Annotated in this window: 15 protein-coding genes and 1 tRNA gene; 10 read left to right on the plus strand and 6 right to left on the minus strand. The window is 74.7% G+C overall.

Annotation, left to right across the window (positions count from 1 at the left end; all coding sequences use genetic code 11):
• Positions 1 to 179: 179 nt before the first annotated feature.
• Both WAA21_RS07880 and WAA21_RS07885 read left to right on the plus strand, forming a co-directional pair.
• Positions 180 to 3,497 (plus strand): PQQ-dependent sugar dehydrogenase, encoded by a 3,318-nt coding sequence (locus WAA21_RS07880; protein WP_336922230.1) that lies wholly within the window; start codon positions 180 to 182, stop codon positions 3,495 to 3,497.
• Between the two features lie 132 nt (positions 3,498 to 3,629).
• Entirely contained in the window at positions 3,630 to 4,571 is a 942-nt protein-coding gene (locus WAA21_RS07885) for a sugar phosphate isomerase/epimerase family protein (protein WP_336922231.1), read from the plus strand.
• Between the two features lie 103 nt (positions 4,572 to 4,674).
• On the opposite strand, the gene WAA21_RS07890 is transcribed toward WAA21_RS07885, so the two are convergent.
• Together WAA21_RS07890 and WAA21_RS07895 are read right to left on the minus strand one after the other, a co-directional pair.
• Positions 4,675 to 5,907, minus strand: coding sequence for a prolyl oligopeptidase family serine peptidase (locus tag WAA21_RS07890; RefSeq protein WP_336922232.1), 1,233 nt, complete (start codon positions 5,905 to 5,907; stop codon positions 4,675 to 4,677).
• Between the two features lie 184 nt (positions 5,908 to 6,091).
• Positions 6,092 to 7,225 carry a sugar phosphate isomerase/epimerase family protein gene (locus tag WAA21_RS07895; RefSeq protein ID WP_336922233.1) on the minus strand — a complete coding sequence of 378 codons (1,134 nt, stop codon included), beginning with the start codon at positions 7,223 to 7,225 and terminating at the stop codon, positions 6,092 to 6,094.
• Between the two features lie 232 nt (positions 7,226 to 7,457).
• Between WAA21_RS07895 and WAA21_RS07900 the strand changes: the two genes are divergently transcribed.
• Positions 7,458 to 7,530: transfer RNA gene (locus WAA21_RS07900), tRNA-Phe, on the plus strand.
• Positions 7,531 to 7,601: 71 nt separating this feature from the next.
• Here the strand turns inward: WAA21_RS07900 and WAA21_RS07905 are convergent.
• Together WAA21_RS07905 and WAA21_RS07910 are read right to left on the minus strand one after the other, a co-directional pair.
• Positions 7,602 to 9,056 (minus strand): sensor histidine kinase, encoded by a 1,455-nt coding sequence (locus WAA21_RS07905; RefSeq protein ID WP_336922234.1) that lies wholly within the window; start codon positions 9,054 to 9,056, stop codon positions 7,602 to 7,604.
• Entirely contained in the window at positions 9,056 to 9,712 is a 657-nt protein-coding gene (locus tag WAA21_RS07910) for a response regulator transcription factor (protein ID WP_336922235.1), read from the minus strand. The genes WAA21_RS07905 and WAA21_RS07910 overlap by 1 nt, the downstream gene beginning before the upstream one ends.
• 167 nt (positions 9,713 to 9,879) lie before the next feature.
• Here WAA21_RS07910 and WAA21_RS07915 point away from each other — a divergent pair, with 167 nt between their 5' ends.
• Both WAA21_RS07915 and WAA21_RS07920 read left to right on the plus strand, forming a co-directional pair.
• Positions 9,880 to 10,833, plus strand: a complete 954-nt coding sequence (locus tag WAA21_RS07915) for a PepSY domain-containing protein (RefSeq protein WP_336922236.1) — start codon at positions 9,880 to 9,882, stop codon at positions 10,831 to 10,833.
• Positions 10,834 to 11,041: 208 nt separating this feature from the next.
• Positions 11,042 to 11,371 carry a hypothetical protein gene (locus tag WAA21_RS07920; protein ID WP_336922237.1) on the plus strand — a complete coding sequence of 110 codons (330 nt, stop codon included), beginning with the start codon at positions 11,042 to 11,044 and terminating at the stop codon, positions 11,369 to 11,371.
• A gap of 9 nt (positions 11,372 to 11,380) precedes the next feature.
• Here the strand turns inward: WAA21_RS07920 and WAA21_RS07925 are convergent, their stop codons facing one another.
• Complete coding sequence (locus WAA21_RS07925; RefSeq protein WP_336922238.1) at positions 11,381 to 12,934, minus strand: family 20 glycosylhydrolase; 1,554 nt, start codon at positions 12,932 to 12,934, stop codon at positions 11,381 to 11,383.
• Complete coding sequence (locus WAA21_RS07930; protein WP_336922239.1) at positions 12,931 to 14,214, minus strand: N-acetylglucosamine-6-phosphate deacetylase; 1,284 nt, start codon at positions 14,212 to 14,214, stop codon at positions 12,931 to 12,933. The genes WAA21_RS07925 and WAA21_RS07930 overlap by 4 nt, the downstream gene beginning before the upstream one ends.
• A gap of 109 nt (positions 14,215 to 14,323) precedes the next feature.
• Here WAA21_RS07930 and WAA21_RS07935 point away from each other — a divergent pair, with 109 nt between their 5' ends.
• The 5 genes from WAA21_RS07935 to WAA21_RS07955 all read left to right on the plus strand — a co-directional run bounded on the left by WAA21_RS07935 (position 14,324) and on the right by WAA21_RS07955 (position 19,858).
• Positions 14,324 to 15,475, plus strand: a complete 1,152-nt coding sequence (locus WAA21_RS07935; RefSeq protein WP_336922240.1) for an ROK family transcriptional regulator — start codon at positions 14,324 to 14,326, stop codon at positions 15,473 to 15,475.
• An 82-nt stretch (positions 15,476 to 15,557) separates the two neighbouring features.
• Positions 15,558 to 16,943, plus strand: a complete 1,386-nt coding sequence (locus tag WAA21_RS07940) for an extracellular solute-binding protein (protein ID WP_336922241.1) — start codon at positions 15,558 to 15,560, stop codon at positions 16,941 to 16,943.
• Positions 16,944 to 17,058: 115 nt separating this feature from the next.
• On the plus strand, positions 17,059 to 18,039 hold the full coding sequence (locus tag WAA21_RS07945; RefSeq protein WP_336922242.1) for a carbohydrate ABC transporter permease: 981 nt from the start codon (positions 17,059 to 17,061) through the stop codon (positions 18,037 to 18,039).
• Positions 18,036 to 18,884 carry a carbohydrate ABC transporter permease gene (locus WAA21_RS07950; protein ID WP_336922243.1) on the plus strand — a complete coding sequence of 283 codons (849 nt, stop codon included), beginning with the start codon at positions 18,036 to 18,038 and terminating at the stop codon, positions 18,882 to 18,884. Before WAA21_RS07945 ends, WAA21_RS07950 begins: the two co-directional genes overlap by 4 nt.
• Positions 18,884 to 19,858, plus strand: coding sequence for an ROK family protein (locus WAA21_RS07955; RefSeq protein ID WP_336922244.1), 975 nt, complete (start codon positions 18,884 to 18,886; stop codon positions 19,856 to 19,858). Before WAA21_RS07950 ends, WAA21_RS07955 begins: the two co-directional genes overlap by 1 nt.
• Positions 19,859 to 19,921: the final 63 nt, after the last annotated feature.

The following is a 19,921-nucleotide window of genomic DNA, read 5'->3' on the forward strand; positions in this document are numbered from 1 at the left end:
CGCAGGTCGAGGACGACCCGACTGGGACCTCCGCTCATCCGGACCGGCGCTGGCACCGCCGCCACCGGGCCGTCCAGGACCTGACCGCGAGACCCCCGGCGCCACGAGGCACCCCGCTGATGCTCCGGCGGGCGTGGCGCCGGGGGCCCGGCACATCCCCGACGGAGAGGACATGCACGGTGAACACTAGGAAGCGGGGTCTGGCGGCGCTCGGCGTCGCGGGCCTCCTGGCGGTGACGATGCCGACCGGCACGGCACTCGCCCACGACGGCGTGGACCACAGCGCCGAGCCGGGCGCCGAGGCAGCGCTCGACTGGTCCAACTACGAGAAGATCACCCTGACCAAGGAGACCGGCGAGCCGGTCGACATGGCCGTCATGCCGGACCGGACGGTGCTCCACACCGCCCGCAACGGCGTGCTCCGCCACACCGACCCCGGCACCGGGGTGACGCGCGTCGTCAACACCATCGACGTCTACGCGAACTCCGAGGACGGTCTGCAGACAGTCACCCTCGACCCCGACTTCGAGACGAACCAGTGGGTCTACCTGTACTACGCCCCGCGCGTCATGGAGGGCGACCGCTACCCGACCACCACCCCGAGCGGCTCGGCGCCGAACACGCTGCCCGCCGGCGCGGACCTGTCGTACTGGGACCAGTGGCTCGGCTACAACCAGCTGTCGCGTTTCAAGTGGGACGCCGAGGCCGGCGCGCTCGACCTGTCGACCGAGCAGAAGATCATCCAGGTCGAGGTGCAGCGCGGCCAGTGCTGCCACGTCGCCGGTGACGTCGCCTTCGACGCCGAGGGCAACCTGTACCTCTCCACGGGAGACAACACGCCGGCCGGCACCCCCGGCGCCAACGGCTTCGCGCCCAACAACAACGCCCCGGGCTACAACCCCGGCTTCGACGCCCGCCGGGGCGCCGGCAGCACGAACGACCTGCGGGGCGCCGTGCTCCGCATCACCGTGCAGGACGACGGGTCCTACACGATCCCCGAGGGCAACCTCTTCGAGCCCGGCACCGAGGGCACCCGGCCCGAGCTGTTCGTCATGGGTCTGCGCAACCCGTTCCGCATGGACGTCGACCCCGTGACGGGCGCCGTCGTGTGGGGCGACTACGGCCCGGACTCCGGCACGCCCGACCCGCAGCGCGGGCCGATGGGCTACGTGGAGTGGCAGAGCACGACGCAGCCGATCAACGGCGGCTGGCCGTACTGCCACGGTCCCAACGCGAACTACAACGAGTGGGACTTCGCGACCGCGACGCCGGGTGAGTTCTTCGACTGCGAGGCCGGCGCCGAGAACAACAGCACGTGGAACACCGGTCTCGACGTCCTGCCCCCGGCCACGGCCCCGCAGCTGTGGTACGGCGACGACGACGACGACCAGCCGTGGCCCGAGCTGACGGCCTTCGGCCCCGGTGGCCAGGGCCCGATGGGCGGCCCGGTCTACCGCTACGACGCCGACAACCCGTCGACCACGAAGATGCCGGAGTACTGGGACGGCAAGGCGTTCTTCGCCGAGTTCAGCCAGGACTACCTCGCGGCCTTCACGATCCCGGACCTCGACGGGCCGGTGACGCACATCGAGAACTTCCTGCCCAACGCCGCGCTGCGCGACAACCTGCAGCCGATCACCGACAGCCCGATCGACATCGAGTTCGGGCCCGACGGGTCGCTGTACATCCTCGACTACGGCAACGGCTTCTTCCGGCAGAACCCGGAGGCCGGCCTCTACCGCGTCGACTACGCCGCCGGCAACAAGTCGCCGACCGCGGTCATCTCCGCCGACCCCATCTCCGCCAGCGAGGCGCCGCTGACCGTCAACTTCGACGGCACCGGCTCCAGCGACCCCGAGGGCGGCGCGCTCACCTACGAGTGGGACTTCGACGGTGACGGCACCTTCGACGCCACCGGCGCCACGGTCGAGCACACGTACACCGAGCTGGCCGCGTACACCGTGCGCCTGCGGGTCACCGACCCGGAGGGCAAGACGGGCATCACCTCCCGTCTCGTCACGGTCGGCAACGTCGCGCCGACCCTCACCGCCGAGCTCCCGCTCGACGGCGGTTTCTTCAACTGGGGTGACGCGGTGCCGTACCGGTTCACGACGTCCGACCCGGAGGACGGCGACGCGACGGTGTGCAGCCGCGTGCGCTGGACCCTCGGCCTCGGCCACGACACCCACGCCCACCCGGAGCTCCTCGGCTCGGGCTGCTCCGGCGCCTGGGTCACCCCGGCGGACGCTCCCGAGCACGGTGTGACGGAGAAGCTCTTCGCCGTCGTCGTCGCGACGTACACCGACTCCGGCAACGGCGACATCGCACCCGCGCAGGGCGTGGTGTCGCTCGTCCTCAACCCGTTCGTCCAGGAGGCCGAGCACGCCGACTCCCTCGTCGGGGTCGAGGTCGTGGACGACGAGACCGCGGGCGCGCTGGCCAAGGTGACGTCGTTCGACGCGGGCGACCGCCTCAGCTGGGACCCCGTGAACTTCTTCGGGATCACCGGGCTCGACGTCCGGGCCAGCGGCCGCGGCGAGCTGCAGCTGCGCTGGGACGACCCGGCCGCGGAGCCCTTCGGCACCGTGACCGTCGACTCCACCGGCTGGAGCACCGTGGCCGCCGACATCACCGCCCTGCCCGAGGGCACCGGCGTGCTGCACGTCACGAGCACCGGCGGCGTGGAGGTCGACACCTTCACGTTCCTCGGCGACGGCATCACCGACGTCACCGCGCCTGAGGCCACGTACACCGTGACCCCGGCCGAGCCCACCGGCGACAACGGCTGGTACCGGGGTGACGTCCGCGTCCAGCTCGCCGCGAGCGACGACGGTGCGCTGGCCAGCGTGGAGTACTCCCTCGACGGCGGGGCGTGGACGAACGTCCGCAACAACCGCAGCGGCGCCATCTCCGCCTTCACCGTCAGCGGCGACGGGGCCCACGAGGTCCGCTACCGCGCCACCGACACCGGCGGCAACGTCTCCGAGGTCGGCACCATCGCGGTGAACATCGACACGGTGGCTCCCGAGCTCACCGTCGCCGGCCTGGCCGACGGCGACGAGCTCGGCAGCTCCGAGGTGCTCGACATCACCGTCGAGGCAACGGACGCCACCTCCGGGGTCGCCTCGGTCGAGGCGACCGTCGACGGCGAGGCCGTCGACCTCGACGGCCTCGAGCTGTGGACCCTCGACCTCGGCTCGCACGAGGTCGTGGTCACGGTCACCGACGAGTCCGGGCTGTCGACCACGTGGACGGCGACGTTCACGGTCTCGACCTCGGCCGCGGACCTGCAGGCCCACGTCGACCGCCTCGCGGCGGCCGGCGAGCTGCAGGGCCGTGAGCTGGCCCAGGCCCGGGCGTTCGTCGCCCAGGCCGTCCGCCACCTCGACGGCGGTCGCGCCGACCAGGCCGTCAAGGCGCTCGAGCGGCTCGTCGCCGCCACCGACGACGAGCTGCTCGACCGCGACGCCGAGGCGGTCATCGACTCCCTCGGCTGACCCGCACCACCCGGCGGGGGCGTGTGAGCGCCCCCGCCGGGTAGCACCACCGGAACGACCCGCACCACCTGTCCGAGAACGACCCCCGAGTCCGGGGCCGACCGGCCCCGACACGTCAAGGAGGACGACCCCATGAACCGCACCCCCCGCCGCGCCGTCGCCGGCGCCGCCGCCATGGCCATCGCCGCCGCCGGACTGTTCGCCGGCGCCGCTCCCGCGGGCGCCGCCCCGAAGAGCGACAAGGCCAACGCCGCCGCCGAGTGCGCCGGTCGCAGCGTCCCCGCCAGCAAGATCTCGATCCAGCTGTTCAGCTACGCCGGCTGGGGCAGCCAGATCGGCGCCGAGGCGCTGCTCGCCGAGCTCGCCGAGATCGGCTACCGCAACGTGGAGCCGTTCGGCGGGTCCTACCAGGGCCGCGACGCCGAGGAGTGGGAGGCCCTGCTCAAGGAGTACAAGCTCAAGCAGCCGAGCTCCCACGGCAGCGTCTCCGCGACCGGCATCGAGGGCAACCTCGACTTCGCCAAGGAGGTCGGCCAGAAGTACGTCGGCTCCGGCGGCTGGGCCGGCCCGGGCATCGCCCGCGACGGCAGCAGCACGTGGGCCGACGTCATCGCGACCGCCGAGGCCATGAACGAGTACGGCGAGATGTCCGTCAAGAACGGCACCGGCAAGATCTTCGGCCACAACCACCAGTGGGAGTTCACCACCATCGTCACCGACCCGGAGACGGGCGAGGAGATGACCGCGTGGGAGGCGCTGGTGCAGAACACCGACCCGCGGTACGTGACCTTCCAGCTCGACGTGTTCTGGGCCGCGGACGCCGGCGCCGACGTCGTCGCGCTGCTGGAGGAGTACGGCAAGCGCATCGAGCTGCTCCACATCAAGGACGGCGACCTCAACGGCGACGCGCGGGGCATCCCGAGCGACGTCGGCGAGGGTGACCTCGACTGGGGCCCGATCCTGGAGGCCGCTCAGGGCTCGGTGAAGTACTACGTCGTCGAGCGCGACGGCGCCCCGGCCGACGCGGAGTTCGCCCGCGACAGCTTCGAGTTCCTCACCTGCTACTCGTACTGACGCGCCCGTCGGCCGGCCCCGCCGGCTGACCGCACCGCCCCGACACAGGAGCCCCCGGACCGTACGGTCCGGGGGCTCCGTCGTGTCGTCGCCGCGGAGTCGGTCAGTCGTCGAGGGACTGCGCCGCCAGCCACTGCCAGATGCGCGTGCCGTCCGCCGTCGTCGGGTCGTTGCGACCGACGTAGATCCAGGACCAGTGGCCGGGGTACGTGACCCCGTCGTAGGTCACGTCGGGGTAGGCGCTGAGCAGCGCGCCGGGGACGTGCTCGGCGATGTACTGCCCGTTGGGGCCGAACGGCACCGTCGTGTCGTTCTCGGCGTGGACGACCCACGTCGGGGTCCCGCCCATCGCCTCGAGCTCGGCGTCGGTGAGCACGACCTCCTGCCCGAGCAGCCGGACCGCGGCGATCGGCACGCTCGCGGCGAAGAGGTCGGGGTAGTCCGCGGTGAGCTCCGCCGCCATGTAGCCGCCGTTCGACGCGCCGACCACGTAGATGCGGTCGGTGTCGACCCGGTGCGTGGCGACGAACTCGTCGAGCATGCCCTTCAGCTGCTCGGAGTAGCCGAGCTGCGGGTCGTCGAGCCAGCGGGTGGGCGCCTGCGGGGCCAGGACGTACGCGCCGCCGAAGATGGCCTGCGCCTCGGGCGTCGCGAAGCCGAGGGCGCCGCGGTTGGCCTGCAGCACGAGGTCGTTGTCGTACGAGCCGTCCCAGCCGCCCTCGCCGCCACCGTGCAGCCACAGGACCAGCGGCCGCTCGCCGCCCTGCCGCGGGGTGAACAGCCGGTAGGCGAGCCCGTTCGCCTCCCCGGCGGTGAAGGCGTCGACCTCCGGGTCGACGAGGTCGCCCTGCTCGAGGTCGAGGTAGGTCGACCGGCCGCGGACGGTGAGCGGCTCGACCTGCGTGACGGAGTAGTCGAGGTCGAGCTCGACGTTGCGGCCGACGCGGAAGGCGTAGCCGAGGGTCCCGGCCCCGGGGACGCCGTAGCCGTCCTCGAGGTCGACGACGATGCGACCGCCCGGGGCGCGACGGACGTCGGTGACGGTGCGCTCGACGTCGGTGTAGGTGCCGCCCACCTGACCGTCGAGCGCGGGGAACGGGTTCGTCGCGGTCGCCCGGACCTCGAAGGTGTCCTCGGACAGGCTCCGCGGGTCGAGGCCGAGGCCCCGGGCGTCGATGGTCAGCGAGACGACCTGCTGCCCACCGTCGAGGACCTCGGCGTCGAGGGTGTACTCCAGGTCGTCGGGGGCGGGGGGCCGGGCCTGCGCCGGCGCGACGGCGGCGAGGAACACGGGCGCCGCCAGGACGGCGGCGACCAGGGCGAGTGGCTTCTTCATCGAAGGCTCCCGGTGGGTTCGGTCGGGGCGCGCTCGTCCTCGAGCCACGCCCACCACCGCTTAGTGCGGTGGTTTACCCATCTTTGCACTAAAGCCTGACAAAAGCGACGGAAGGGACGACGCGCCGGAGCCCCCGGACCAGGCGGTCCGGGGGCTCCGGGGACGAGCGAGGGGGCCGGGACCGTCAGCCCCGGAGCGCCGCCATGTTCTCGATCGAGATGGCGGCGTTCGCCAGCGAGCCGTCCCCGATCTGGGCCGCGTTGTCCTGCTCGTACATCGGGTTGTGGTAGCCCTTGGCGCCCACGCGGCGGAAGAACTCCGAGTAGTCGATGTCGCCGGTGCCGAAGGGGACCATCGAGTAGCCGTTGGTGGTGCCCGGCATGCTCGCGCCGTCCTTCGCGTGGAAGAGCGGGTAGCGCTGCGTGTGCTGCGCGACGAGACCCGCGGGGTCGAAGGGGCGCGTGACCGTGCTGCCGTCGGCCGCCGTGTACGTCGGGTACTTGTACTGCGCGACGTGCGCCCAGTAGATGTCCATCTCGAGCCACACGTAGCGCGGGTCGGTGATCGACAGGAAGTACTCGAGCTGCCGCAGGCCGCTGGAGGCGGTGTACGCGCCGGTCGCATCGGGGGCCTCGTCGAGCAGGAAGTTGTACGCCTGGTCGTGGTTGTGCGTGTAGAGCTTGAGGCCGTACTGCGTCATCGCGTGCTCGCCGTAGTGGTTCCACACCTCGGCGGCCGCGTCCCACGCCGGCTTCTGCCGGTTGCGGGTCGGGTCGTTGCCCGTGCCGATGTGCCCCAGGCCGAGGACCGAGGCGATCTGGCAGTCCTCGTCGAAGGCGGCCATCGCCTCCGGCGTGATGGCGTTGGGGACGCTGCCGTGGTTGCCCTCGGCGACGAGCCCGTTGTCGTCCAGCCAGCTGCGCAGCAGCGCGGCGCCCTCGAGGCTGTCGAGGTTGCTGCCGCCCTCGGAGTTCGCGTGCTGACGGAAGCCCGCGAGCTCGATCTGCCGGTACCCGAGGTCCGACAGGTGCTCGAGGACCTCGCGGAAGCCGGACGGCGCATCGGTCGACAGCGGGTCGCGGCTGATCGCGTCGCGGACGGTGTAGAGGATGATGCCGCGCTTGGGCGCCGGGACGAGGACGCCGTTGGCGGGGCTGCCGCCGGGCGGGGCCGCGGCGGCCGGGCCGCCCAGACCGGCGGCGGCGAAGCCGGCGGCCAGGCCGGTCCCCGCGGCCAGGAGGCTCCGGCGGCTCAGCCGGAAGCGGTCGACGAGGGTGCTGGCGTGGGTGGGCGGAGCAGGTTCACGACGTGCGGCCATGGGGTCGACTCCAGTGTCGGGAGAGAGGCTGCTGCGGCGCGTCCGGGGCATCGGCTGCGAGGTCGGTCGACGGTGACCGGCCTGGCGCGACACTAGGACTTTCGCAGGCCGCTGACAATAGTCGGCCAGGGGTTGCCGGAAGTGGTCAGGCGGTCACCGGAAGCGCTCGGGCGCCGTCCGGCAGGACGAGCACGCTGCGCTATCGTTGCCCCGCGCCGCAGCGCCGGCGCACGGCCAGATAGCTCAGTTGGTAGAGCGTCCGACTGAAAATCGGAAGGTCGGCGGTTCGACCCCGCCTCTGGCCACCTTCTTTCGCCCTGCGGTCAGGCAGGCGCAGTCGGCGTGCGGCTCGGGTGACAGGCGGGCCCGCTCGACGTCACCCGTCGTCGGGACCGTCCTCGTCGACGCCGGTTCCGTCGTCCGCCACGAGCGTGAGCACCACGCGCGTCCCGTCGGCGACGTCGTCGAGCTCCGCCGTCCCGCCCTGCGCCTCCACGAGCGAGCGGACGACCGCGAGCCCGAGGCCGGACGTGCGCGAGCCGCCGCCGGGGCGGGTGGTGACGAACGGCTCGAAGACGCGGTCCCGCACCTCGGGGTCGATGCCCGGCCCGTCGTCCTCCACGACGAGCCGGACCACGCCGTCGCCGGCCGAGGCGCGAACCCGCACGGGCGTCTCGGGCGGCGTGTGGGTCCGCGCGTTGACGACGAGGTTGAGCAGGCACTGCGCGAGCCGGTCCTCGTCGCCGCTCAGCACGACCGGCGGGGCGTCGCCCACGTCGACGCCGTCGAGCCCGAGCCCGGCGAGGCGCTCGCGCAGCGCGTCGAGCACGTCGGGCACGAACACCGGCTCCTGCCGGACGCTGCGGGCCTCCCCGGCCGTCAGCGCCGTGAGGTCGGCGAGCACCCGGGCCAGCCGGTCGAGCTCGCGCCGCACGACGAGCGCCGTGCCGCGCGCGGCGGCCGCGTCGTCGCCGCCGGTGGTCTCGAACGCCTCGAGGTGCCCGCGAGCCACGGTCAGCGGGGTCCGCATCTCGTGCGACACCGCGGACAGCAGCTGGCGGCGCTCCTCGGCGCTGCGGTCGAGCCGGTCGACCATCGCGTTGAACTCCTGCGCGACGACACCCACCTCGTCGAGACGCTCCGGCTGCGGCACCCGCCGGGCGGGGGCACCGGTGCCCGCGGGACCCGCGGGCGTCCCGCCCACCTCGCCGGCCGCGACCGCGAGGTCGCGCAGCGGCACGAGCTCCCGGCGCACCGCGACGAGCAGCACGAGCCCGCCGAGCAGCAGCCCGGCCCCGCCGGCGAGCGCGGTCCGCCACAGCACCGACGCCGTCCTCGCGCGGGCGTCGGCGAGGCTGCCGAGGACCGTCGCCGTCCCGACCGTCACCCCGTCGGCGGTGCGCAGCGGGGCGCTCAGCACCCGGACGTCGCCCTGCGACGTGCCGACGGTCACGATGCGGCCGGGCTCCCCCACCGGCACCTCGCCCGCGTCGCGCAGCGCGAGCAGGTCCGGTGGGCCGTCCGCCGCCGCGAACGGCGACCCGCCGAGGTCGAGCACGAGCAGGTGCGCGCCACCTCCCGGCGACGTCGCCAGGTAGCGACGCGCGGCGAGCTGCAGCTCCGCGGCCGACGCGCTGCCGTCGGCACCGACCGCGCCGGAGATGTCCTCCGGGAGCCGCGCCCCCACCTGCGCGAGCTCCTGCCGCAGTTCGGTGTCGACGTCGGCGCGCTCCGCGACCGCCACGAGCCGCCACGTGACCACCGCGACGGCGAGCAGGGTGAGGGCCATGACGACCAGCGCCGTGACGGTGAGCCGGACCCGCAGGCTCACTACGCCTCCAGCCGGTAGCCGGCCCCGCGCACCGTCTCGATGCGGTCCGCGCCGAGCTTGCGCCGCAGGTGACCGACGTAGACCTCGACGACGTTCGACGCGCCGTCGAAGTCGTAGCCCCACACCCGGTCGAGCAGCTGCGGGCGTGACAGCACGTGCCCGGGGTTGCGCATGAGGACCTCCAGCAGCGCGAACTCGCGCGTCGACAGCTCCACCTCACGCCCACCGGTGCGCGCCCGCCGGGCGAGGACGTCGAGCTCGAGGTCGCCCGCCACGAGGACGGTCGACGTCGTCTGGGTCGGCTGCCGCAGCCGGGCCCGCACCCGGGCCAGCAGCTCGCTGAAGCTGAACGGCTTGACGACGTAGTCGTCGGCGCCCGCCTCGAGCCCGGCGACCCGGTCCGCGACGGAGTCCCGGGCGGTGAGGAGGATCACGGGCAGGTCGGGGCGCAGCTGCCGGATCCGCTCGAGCACCTTGTCGCCCGTCAGGCCCGGCAGCCCGAGGTCGAGGACGACGAGGCGCACGTCCTCGCGCTGGGCGAGCTCGAGCCCGGTCCAGCCGTCCGTCGCGGTCGCGACGGGGTACCCGGCCGCCTCGAGCCCCTGCTGGACGAAGGCGGTGATCCCCGGCTCGTCCTCCACCACGAGAAGCGTCACGGGCACATGCTCCCCCGCGGCGGCGCCCCGCGGCTGCTCGACGGGGCGGGAGGGGCCGAACCTGACAGCGCCGTCAGGAACGGCTCACGAACGCCTCATCCTGCGTGGCGACCCTCTCGGTGTCCGACCGGCAGACCGGCCGGGACCCGACCACACTGGAGGACCTCATGCGTACCGTCGCCGTCATCGCCGCGCTCGCCGCCACCACCGTCGGTGGGGTGGCCGTCGCCAGCGCCGTGACCTCGCCCACCTCGACCGACGACGTCGTCGAGCCCGTGTCCGTCGGCTCCGTCGACGTCGACGCGGAGCTCGCCGCCGCCACCGCCGGCCCCACCGGCGGCGCGACCGCCTCGCCCACCACCCGGTCGACGCCGCAGGCCGTCGCGGGCCTGGACGAGCTGAGCGGCGTGCTCGCCCGGCAGGGCGACGACCGCGACGAGTACGAGGTCGGCGGCGTGGAGCTCGAGCTCGGCCCCGACAGCTGGCGCCGGACCGCCACCGCCCCCGCCGACTACGACCGCGACGGCACGATCGGCACGCTGCTCGCCGAGCTCGACGGCCTCGTCGGCTCCCAGGTCGTCGTGGCCGGCCGGCTCGACGACGACGGCGACGAGCTCGACGTCTACCGCATCGACGGGCTCGCCTTCCGCGAGGTCGCCGGCGGGCCGGCGCCGTGGGAGCGCGGCACGGGCAGCGTCGCGAGCCGGGAGCGCGTCGAGGAGGCGGCGCTGGAGGCCATCGGCAGCGGCGCGCGCGTCCTCGAGGTCGACGACGAGGACGACGCCGGGGCCGCGTGGGAGGTCGAGGTCCGGGACGCGGACGGCCGCGAGCACCGGGTGCTCGTCGACGTGACCGGCGCCGTCGTCGACATCCGCTCGGAGTCGAGCGCCACGCGCACGCCGTCCGCCCCCACCGGCACGGCGACCGCGACCGCGACCCGGGACGACGACCGCGACGACGACCGCGACGACGACCGGGACGACCGCGACGACGACCGCGACGACGACCGGGACGACCGGGACGACCGGGACGACGACCGGGGCGACCGCGACGACGACCGCTCCGGCCGGGGCTCCGACGACGACTCCGACGACCGCGACGACGACCGCTCCGACGACTGACCTGCCGGCGGGCGCGGCGACGTGAGGTCGCGGCGCCCGCCGAAGCTGTCCGGTTTGGCATCTTGACCAGCCCGGGGGCCAGGCGAAGGATCCTCCTGCCACGGCTCACCGGCGCCCCTGCCTCCGACGTGATCGTCGCCCGCAGACCCCATCGGGGTGACGGTGCGGCGAGCCCTCCCAGCACGTCCACCTGGAAGGAAGTCGGGTCATGAAGCGTCTCGTCGTCACGTGTGCGGTAGCTGCGGGGTTGGTCCTGTCCGGAGCCGGGGCCGCCCACGCGGGGGAGGTCAACGGACAGGGTCGGGACATCCCCGCACCGGGGAAGGCCGCGTCGGAGTGCGTGTTCTCCGGCCTGGACACCGTCGACTCCGTCGAGGGCAACCCGGAGGGCTTCGACGACGACGCGCTCGCCGTCCGGGGCAACCAGAGCCCCGGCGGAACCGACCGCTACCACGGGACCCAGAGCTACGGCATGTTCGCCAGGGCGGGTCTCAAGGACGTCGTCCCGTCGCCGGGCGACGCCTGCCGCGGGAGCTGACCCGGGTCCTCACCAGGCCCCGCCCGCGGCAGGGTGCCAGCGCAGGCCGTCGCGGTCCCAGGCGCAGGCCAGCACCGCGGTCCGTGCCGCGAAGCCGTCCCACCCGCGGTGGGCCTGGGGGGACCACGCGACCTCCGCGACGGCCGCGAGCCGAGGCAGGAGCAGGTAGGTGACGTCGTCGAGGTCGCGCGTGGTCTCCGACCACACCGCGGCCTCGACGCCGGCCACCGAGTCGGGGTCGAGGCCGTCCACGAGGCGGTCGGGGTCCCACTCGTAGCTCTGCCGGAACGGCACGTGGCCGGCCCACTCCAGCCCGATGGGCGTCGAGGCGTCGTACTTGAGGTCGAGGTAGGCCCGGCTCGCGGGTGACATGACCACGCGGGCGCCCGCCCGTGCCGCGGCCACGACCGGGGCGAGGTCGTGGCCCTCGTGCCACACCTGCAGCAGCGTGCCGGGGGCCAGCGGGGCGGCCGCCGCCTCCTGCCACGCCACGACCGTCCGCCCGTGCCGCTCGACCGCGTCGGCCGCCATGCGCACGAGCCGCACGTACTCGTCCCGGTCCATGGTGAGGACCTCGTCACCGCCGATGTGGACGTGCTCGCCCGGTGTCATCCGGACCACGTCGCCGAGCACGTCGCGCAGGAACGGCTCCGTGGCGGGCACGTCGGCGTGCAGCCGGCTGAACCCGACCTCGATGCCGGTGTACGCCTCGGGCGCCACCCCGTCGGGGGTCAGCTCGCCGTAGGCGTGAAGCGCCGCGTTGACGTGGCCGGGCACGTCGACCTCGGGCACCACCTCGACGCAGCGCGCGGCGGCGTGGCCGACGAGGGCGTCCCAGTCGGCCTCGGTGAGGAAGCCGCCCGGGTCGCCGCCGACGGCGGTACCACCGGAGCGCTCGGTGAGCAGCGGCCGCGACGGCACGTGCAGGCGCCAACCCTGGTCGTCGGTGAGGTGCAGGTGCAGCACGTTGAGCCGGAGGTCGGCGAGCAGGTCGACCAGCCGCAGCAGGTCCCCGAGCGGCAGCGGGTGCCGGGCGACGTCCACGCTGAGCCCCCGCCAGGGGTAGCGCGGCGCGTCGCGCACCGTCACCGGTGCGACCAAGCGGCCCGGCGACCCGGTCGCCTCCGGCGCGGCGGCCGCGAGCTGACCGAGCGTCGTGAGCGCGTGGGCGAGACCCGGCAGGTCCGGCGCCACGACGCCGACCTCGCCGCCACCCACGCGCAGCTCGTACCCCTCCCGGGCGAGGTCCGGCTCGACGGCCTCGCCGACGCCGTCGAGCGGTGACAGGGCGAGCGTGACGACGGCCGGGGCGGTCGCCGCGTCGCCGCCCGCCGGGTCGGCCGCGGAGGGCGGGTCGACCCCGTAGCCGACCACCTGCGGCGTCCCGCCGAGCACGCGCGCGAGCCGCTGCGCCGCCGCGGCGGCCACGCCGAGCGCGGACGGCGGCACGACGAGCACGGTGCCCGGTCCGAGGAGCACCGGCGCCCCCTCGCCCGCCTCGACGTCGACCGGCAGCGGCACGAGCCCGGCCGTGGGGCCGGGCTCCCGTCGGGCCGGGCTCACGCCACCACCCCGGCGACCAGGACGCGCCGCACCCGCAGGTCGGGCCCGGTGACGACGACGTCCGCGCGCCGACCCGCCTCCAGCGCGCCCACGTCGTGGCGGCCGAGCACGCCCGCGGGTGTGGTGGCGGCGGCCCGGACCGCGCGCTCGAGCGGCACGCCGGAGGACACGACCCGCCGCACGACGTCGAGCAGGTGCGCGGTGCCGCCGGCCAGCGCCCCCGGCGGGGCGTCGTCGGCGGCGTCGGCGGCGTCGTCGGTGTCGTCGGTGTCGTCGGCGTCGTCGGCGTCGTCGTCACCGGCGAGCCGCGCGACGCCGTCCCGCACGCGCACGCGGCGCCCGCCCAGGACGTAGCTGCCGTCGGGCGTGCCCGCGGCCGCCATCGCGTCGGTGACGAGCGCGACGGCGTCCGGCGCGGCGACGTCGAGGACGGTCCGCACGGTGGCGGCGTCGAGGTGCACCCCGTCGGCGACGAGCTCCACGACCACCTCCCCGCGCGCGGCCGCCGCGAGGCACGCCGCCACCGGGCCGGGCGAGCGGTGGTGCATAGGCGGCATGCCGTTGAACAGGTGCGTGACGGTCGGGCGGGCGCCGGGACGCCGGGCCGCCAGCCGCGCGCCGGCCCGGGCGAGCGCCACGCCGGTCTGCTCGGCGCTCGCGTCGGTGTGGCCGAAGGACGGCACGGCACCGACGTCGACGAGCGCGTCCACGACCCCGCCCGGGCCGTCGACCCCGGGGACCTCCGGTGCCACCGTCATGGTGACGAGGTGCCCGCGTGCGGCCTCCGCACACGTCCGCACGAGCTCCGGGTCCCCCGGCAGCAGGTGCGCGGGGTCCTGCGCGCCGCACCGCACCGCCGACAGGAACGGCCCCTCGAGGTGCACGCCCGCGACCTCGCCGGCCGCGGCGAGACCCGCGAGCACCCCGACGCGCTCGAGCAGCACCGCGGCGGGGGCGGTGACGAGCGAGGCGACGAGCGTGGTCGTGCCGTGGCGGCGGTGCTCGGCGACGGCCTCCCGGGCCGTGGCGGCGTCCGTCACGTCCGGGAAGCCGACGCCGCCACCGCCGTGGCAGTGCAGGTCGACCAGGCCGGGCAGCAGCACGTCGTCGGTCGGGGCGGGCGCCGGCACGGGCGCGGCCGCGGCCGGCCCCACCCACGCGATGCGGGTCCCGTCGACCACGACGACGCCGTCGGCCTCCACGCGCGTGGGCAGCACGACGCGGCCCCGCAGCACGGTCGGCGGAGTCGCGGGGGGCGCGGTGGTCGCTGTGTCGCTCACTGGGTCCTCGTCCTGACGGGGCTCCGGCCGGGCGTCGCGCAGGTCACGGTACGGACTCGACCGCACGACACCCTTGACACGCAATAGTAAGGCAGGTTCCCTAACCAACGTGCAGACGACGCTCAGGCCGCGGACCAAGGCGCTGCCGGTCCACGCCCGGGCGCACAACCGGGCGATGGTCCTGCAGCGCCTCTTCCACGACGGCCCCCTCTCGCGGGCCGACCTCGCCCGCGCCACCGGACTGACGAAGGTCACCGTGTCCGACCTCGTCCAGCAGCTCATGGTCGACGGCCTGGTCGGCGACCTCGGGGCCCGGCCCGAGGGCCGGGTGGGCAAGCCCGCGACCCTCGTCGGCCTGCGGACCGAGGCGTTCCACGTCGTCGCGATCGACCTCGCCGACGACACGGCCATGCACGGTGCGGTCCTCGACCTCGCGGGCGCCGTGCTCGCGCGCCGCTCGGCCCCGCTCGACGGCAGCACCGGGGCGGCCGCCGTCGACCGTCTCGTGGGCTTCTGCCGCGACCTGCTCGCGGCCACGACCGTCCCCGTGCTGGGGATCGGGGTCGGCTCCCCCGGCGTGGTCGACGAGCAGGGGACCGTCCTGCAGGCGCCCAACCGGGACTGGTTCGACGTGCCTCTCGCCGAGACGCTGACCAGCGCGCTGGGTGTGCCGGTCCACGTCGCCAACGACGCGAACACCGCGTGCCTCGGCGAGTTCACCTACGGCGGCGCGGGTGGCGGCGGCCTGCTCGTGCTCACCGTCGGCGAGGGCGTGGGGGCCGGGATCGTGCTCGACGGCGCGCTCGTGCGGGGCCACCACCGCGCGGCCGGGGAGCTCGGCCACGTCACGGCGGTCGACGAGCGCGACTCCGCGAGCCCGGGTCCCCTCGGCACACCCGAGCCGTGCGCGTGCGGCCGCACCGGCTGCCTCGAGACCGTCCTGTCGGTGCCGGCGCTGCGCCGCCGCACCGGCGGGCTGCCCGACGCGGCGCGCACCGAGGTGCTCACCGCCGCCGGCCGGCGCCTCGGGATCGTGCTGGCGCCCGTCGTGAGCGCGCTCGACCTCTCCGAGGTGGTCCTCAGCGGACCGCCGGAGCTCCTCGACGGCCCGCTGCGGGAGGCAGCACTGCAGGCCGTCCGCGAACGCACCATGCCCGTCATCCACAGCCAGCTCGCGCTGCGGATGACGAGCCTGGGCGAGGACGGCGCCCTGGCCGGGGCCGCCGTGCTGGTCCTGTCCGGCCAGCTCGGGGTCAGCTGACCCCGAGCCGGCCGGAACCGCAGTCGAGACCCCACACAGTGGCGGTGCCGCCAGCACCGCTCCCACCAGGAAGGAACCCAACGTGAGAAGAGTACGGAGTGGTGCCCTCGCGCTCGTCGGGCTGCTGGCGCTCACCGCCTGCGGCGACTCCTCCGGCGAGGCGGAGGTCACGGACGCGGCGCCCGCAGGTGCCACCGAGCCGGCCGAGGACGCCGAGGGCGTGGCCGCACCCGAGCCGGCCGAGATCAGGCTGTGGCTCAACGGCGCCGACACGCCCCAGGAGCTGCGGGACTACCTGACGGCGACGTTCGCCGAGCAGAACCCGGGCTCGACGCTCGTCATCGAGGAGCAGGACTGGAACGGCCTCGTGCCACGCCTGCAGACCGCGCTCACCTCGACCGACCAGACCCCGGACGTCGTGGAGATCGGCAACACGCAGGCCCCGACCTTCACCTACGCCGGCGCCTTCGCCGACCTCACCGACCTGTACGAGGAGGTCGGCGGCGAGGACCTCCTGCAGGGCTTCGTCGAGGCCGGCTCCGCGGACGGCTCCGTCTACGCGCTGCCGTACTACTCCGGTGCGCGGGCCGTCTTCTACAACAAGGAGATGTTCGCCGAGGCCGGCGTGGAGGTGCCGACCTCGCTGGAGGAGTTCACCGACACCGCCGTCGCCCTGCAGGAGGCGAACCCCGCCGGCACCGGCAGCTTCTCCGGCCTCTGGCTGCCCGGGCAGGACTGGTACAACGGCACCGCCTGGGTCTACGAGTACGGCGGCGACCTCGCCGTGCAGGAGGACGGCAGCTGGGTCGGCGGGCTGTCGGGCCCCGAGGCGCAGGAGGGCCTGGCCGTCGTCCAGCGGCTGTTCACCGAGGCGACGTCCGCCCCCGTCGACGCCGACTCCAACGAGCCCTGGGTGCCCTTCAACAACGGCGAGGCGGCCATGTTCTCCGCCCCGACGTGGGCACGCTGGAGCATCGACCTGCCCGAGTGCAACCAGGGCGTCGCCGCCGACGACACGTCGGAGGAGGCGAACGCGCTGCGCGCGGAGCAGCAGGCGTGCAACGAGGAGAAGACCGGTGTCTTCCCGCTGCCCGGCCTGGAGGAGGGCAGCGTCGCGACGGTGTTCGCGGGAGGGTCGAACATCGCGGTGCCGGCCAACAGCCAGCACCCGGAGCTCGCCCGCAACCTGCTGCGCATCGTCTTCTCCGAGGAGTACCAGACGATGCTCGCCGAGAACGGCCTGATCCCCGGCAACACGACGTACACCGACGCCATGGGTGACGACGTCTACGCCACGGCGGCGGTCGAGGCCGCGGTCGCGGCGAAGCTGACGCCGCCCGCGGAGAAGTGGGCCGACGTCGAGGCCGCCCGGCTGCTCGAGGACTTCTTCCAGCAGCTGGCCGCGGGCGCCGACGTGTCCGAGGCGGCCGCGGAGACCGACCGCCTCATCGCCGAGACGCTGCAGTGACCCCGGGGCGCCGGCGCGGGCTGACCCGCGCCGGCGCCCACCCCCTCACCGCTGTGCCACACCACGCACCACCACAGCACCACCACAGCACCACCACAGCTCCCGTGGAGGGTCCATGTCCGCCCCACCCGCGTCCCGCCCGGTGGCGCCCGTCACCGCCCCGGGGGCCGCGCCGCCCGCGCCCGCGCCGGGCGCCCGCCGCGGCGCGCGTCGCCGCCGTCGGCCGTCCGCCGCGTACCTGCTGCTGGTCCCCGCCACGCTGCCCGTCGCCGTCGGGCTCGGCTACCCGCTCGCGCGCCAGCTCGTCATCTCCTTCCAGGAGTACGGCCTCGCGCAGCAGTTCGGGCGCCCTGCGGAGTGGGTGGGCCTCGACAACTACACGGCGCTGCTGTCCGACCCCTACGTGTGGACGGTCATCGCCCGGTCCGTCGCGTTCTGCGTGGTCAACGCCGCCCTCACGATGGCGCTGGGTGGCGCGCTCGCGCTGCTCCTGGCGCGGGTGCGGCGGGGCCCGCGCGTCGCGCTGCAGGTGAGCCTCCTGCTCGCCTGGGGCACGCCGGTCCTCGCGAGCATGACGGCGTGGCAGTGGCTGTTCGACTCCCAGTACGGCGTCGTCAACTGGCTCCTCGCCGAGGGCCTGGGGCTGGACTCGATGCGCTACCACTCCTGGCTCGTGGAACCGCTGTCCTTCTACGCGGTCGCGACGGTCATCGTCGTGTGGATGTCGGTGCCGTTCGTCGCCTTCACCGTCTACGCCGGGCTGCTGCAGGTGCCGCAGGAGACGCGCGAGGCCGCGCAGCTCGACGGGGCGAGCGCGTGGCAGCGGCTCCGGCTCGTGACCGTGCCGATGATCCGGCCGGTGCTCTACGTCGTCCTGCTCCTGCAGGTCATCTGGGACCTGCGGGTGTTCACGCAGATCTACGTCCTGCAGCGCGCCGGTGCGCCGACCCGGGAGACACACCTGCTCGGCACGTACATCTACTCCCTCGCCAAGGACTTCTCCACGGCCGGTGCGATGGCGACGATCATGCTCGTCCTCACGCTGGTGCTCACCGCGGCCTACGTCCGCCGCATGCTCCGCGAGGAGGACGCATGAGCACGCTGCTGCGGGTGCGGCGCCGCGCCGCGGCCCCCGCCCTCGACCTCGTGGCGGTGCTCGCCGCCCTGGCCTGGCTGTTCCCGGTCTACTGGATGGTCAACAGCGCGTTGCTGCCCACGAACCGGCTGCAGACGCCCACCCCGACGTTCCTGCCCGTCGACGGCACCCTCGCCAACGTGCGACGCGTGCTCGCCGACCCGTCGTTCTACGCGGCGTTCCGGGTGAGCCTGCTCGTCACGGGGCTCACGCTCCTCGCGGCCGTGCTCTTCGCCCTGCTGGCGGCGCTGGCCCTCAGCCGCTTCCGATTCGGCGGGCGCAAGGGGTTCGTCGTCGCGGTGCTCGTCGTGCAGATGATCCCCGCCGAGGCCCTCTTCATCTCCCAGTACCAGGTGCTCGACGGCTGGGGGCTCGTCAACCGCGTCGCGGGCCTCGTCCTCGTCTACGTCGCCGCGATCCTGCCGTTCACCGTCTGGCTGCTCCGTGGGTTCGTCGCGGGGGTGCCCGTCGAGCTCGAGGAGGCCGCGATGGTCGACGGCCTGTCGCGCACGGGGGCGTTCTTCCGCGTCACGTTCCCGCTGCTGGCCCCGGGCCTCGTCGCCGCCGGCGTGTACGGGTTCCTGCAGGCGTGGAACGAGTACACCCTCGCCCTCGTCGTCATGACCGACCCGGGCCGCGCGACGCTCCCGCTGTGGCTGCAGGGCCTCGTGGAGTCCAACCGGGCGACGGACTGGGGCCTCGTCATGGCGGGCTCGACGCTCATCGCGGTGCCCGTCATCGCGTTCTTCCTGCTCGTGCAGCACCGGATGACCGCCGGCCTCGTCTCGGGCGCGGTGAAGGGCTGATGGCCCTCACCACGAGCCCGGGCACGCCCGGGCCGCCGCCCGCTGCCCACGGCCCGGCCACCGCGGCGCTCGGCCTCGACGTCGGGGCCAGCAAGGTGCACGGGGTCGTCCTGGTCGACGGCGCCGTGCGCGCGGAGCGCCGCACGCCGTCCCGGCCGGGCCTGGACGGCGTCGTCGCGAGCGTGACGGCGGTGGTCGCGGCGCTCGCGGCCGACGTGCCGGACCTCGCCGCCCCCGGTTGGGCAGGGGTGGGCGTCGGCGTGCCCGGGGTCGTCGACCCGCGCACCGGGACGGTCGGCCACGCCGTCAACCTCGGGGTGTCCGCTCCGGTGCCCCTGCGCGACGCGCTGTCCGCGGCCCTCGGCGCGCCGGTGGTCGTCGGCAACGACGTCGACGCGGCCGCGCTCGGCGCCGCGCACACCCTCGGGCTCGGGCCCGGCGCCGACCTCGCGTACCTGTCGCTCGGCACGGGCCTCGCCGCGGGCCTGCTGCTCGACGGCCGGCTCCGGCGGGGCGGCGGCGCGGCCGGCGAGGTCGGGCACGTGCCGTACCGGCCGGACGGCCCGAGGTGCGCGTGCGGCCAGCACGGCTGCCTCGAGCTCTACGCCTCCGGCTCGGCGCTGCAGGCCGCCTGGCCCGACGCGGGCGGGGCCCCCGCCGCCGCGGCCGTGTTCCGGAGAGCGGCGGCCGGCGACCCGCGCGCCGTCGCGGTCCGCGAGGCCTTCCTCGACGCCGTCGCCACCGCCGCGCAGACCCTCGTCCTCACCGTCGACGTCGCCCACGTCGTCCTGGGCGGCGGCGTCGCTGCGCTCGGGGAGCCGCTGCGTGCCGGGGTGTCGGCGGTGCTGGCCCGGCGCGCCGCGGGCTCGCCGTTCCTCGCCGCGCTCGACCTGCCGGGCCGGATCCGGCTCGCACCCGACGGGCGCGTCGCCCCGGTCGGTGCGGCGCTCGCTGCGCTCGCCTCGCCCGCCTGACGCGCGGCCGCGGTCACGGCCCGTACGAAGGAGGCGAGGGGGTGCTGCCGCGCGGGAGGTCGC

The sequence above is a fragment of the Aquipuribacter sp. SD81 genome, from assembly GCF_037153975.1.
Taxonomy (GTDB): Bacteria; Actinomycetota; Actinomycetes; order Actinomycetales; family JBBAYJ01; genus Aquipuribacter.

Bases quoted from the DNA above. Each gene is read 5' to 3' on its own strand.
- WAA21_RS07885 (WP_336922231.1), top strand. From the start codon at position 3,630: ATGAACCGCACCCCCCGCCGCGCCGTCGCCGGCGCCGCCGCCATGGCC.
- WAA21_RS07890 (WP_336922232.1), bottom strand. From the start codon at position 5,907: ATGAAGAAGCCACTCGCCCTGGTCGCCGCCGTCCTGGCGGCGCCCGTG.
- WAA21_RS07895 (WP_336922233.1), bottom strand. From the start codon at position 7,225: ATGGCCGCACGTCGTGAACCTGCTCCGCCCACCCACGCCAGCACCCTC.
- WAA21_RS07915 (WP_336922236.1), top strand. From the start codon at position 9,880: ATGCGTACCGTCGCCGTCATCGCCGCGCTCGCCGCCACCACCGTCGGT.
- WAA21_RS07920 (WP_336922237.1), top strand. From the start codon at position 11,042: ATGAAGCGTCTCGTCGTCACGTGTGCGGTAGCTGCGGGGTTGGTCCTG.
- WAA21_RS07945 (WP_336922242.1), top strand. From the start codon at position 17,059: ATGTCCGCCCCACCCGCGTCCCGCCCGGTGGCGCCCGTCACCGCCCCG.
- WAA21_RS07950 (WP_336922243.1), top strand. From the start codon at position 18,036: ATGAGCACGCTGCTGCGGGTGCGGCGCCGCGCCGCGGCCCCCGCCCTC.
- WAA21_RS07955 (WP_336922244.1), top strand. From the start codon at position 18,884: ATGGCCCTCACCACGAGCCCGGGCACGCCCGGGCCGCCGCCCGCTGCC.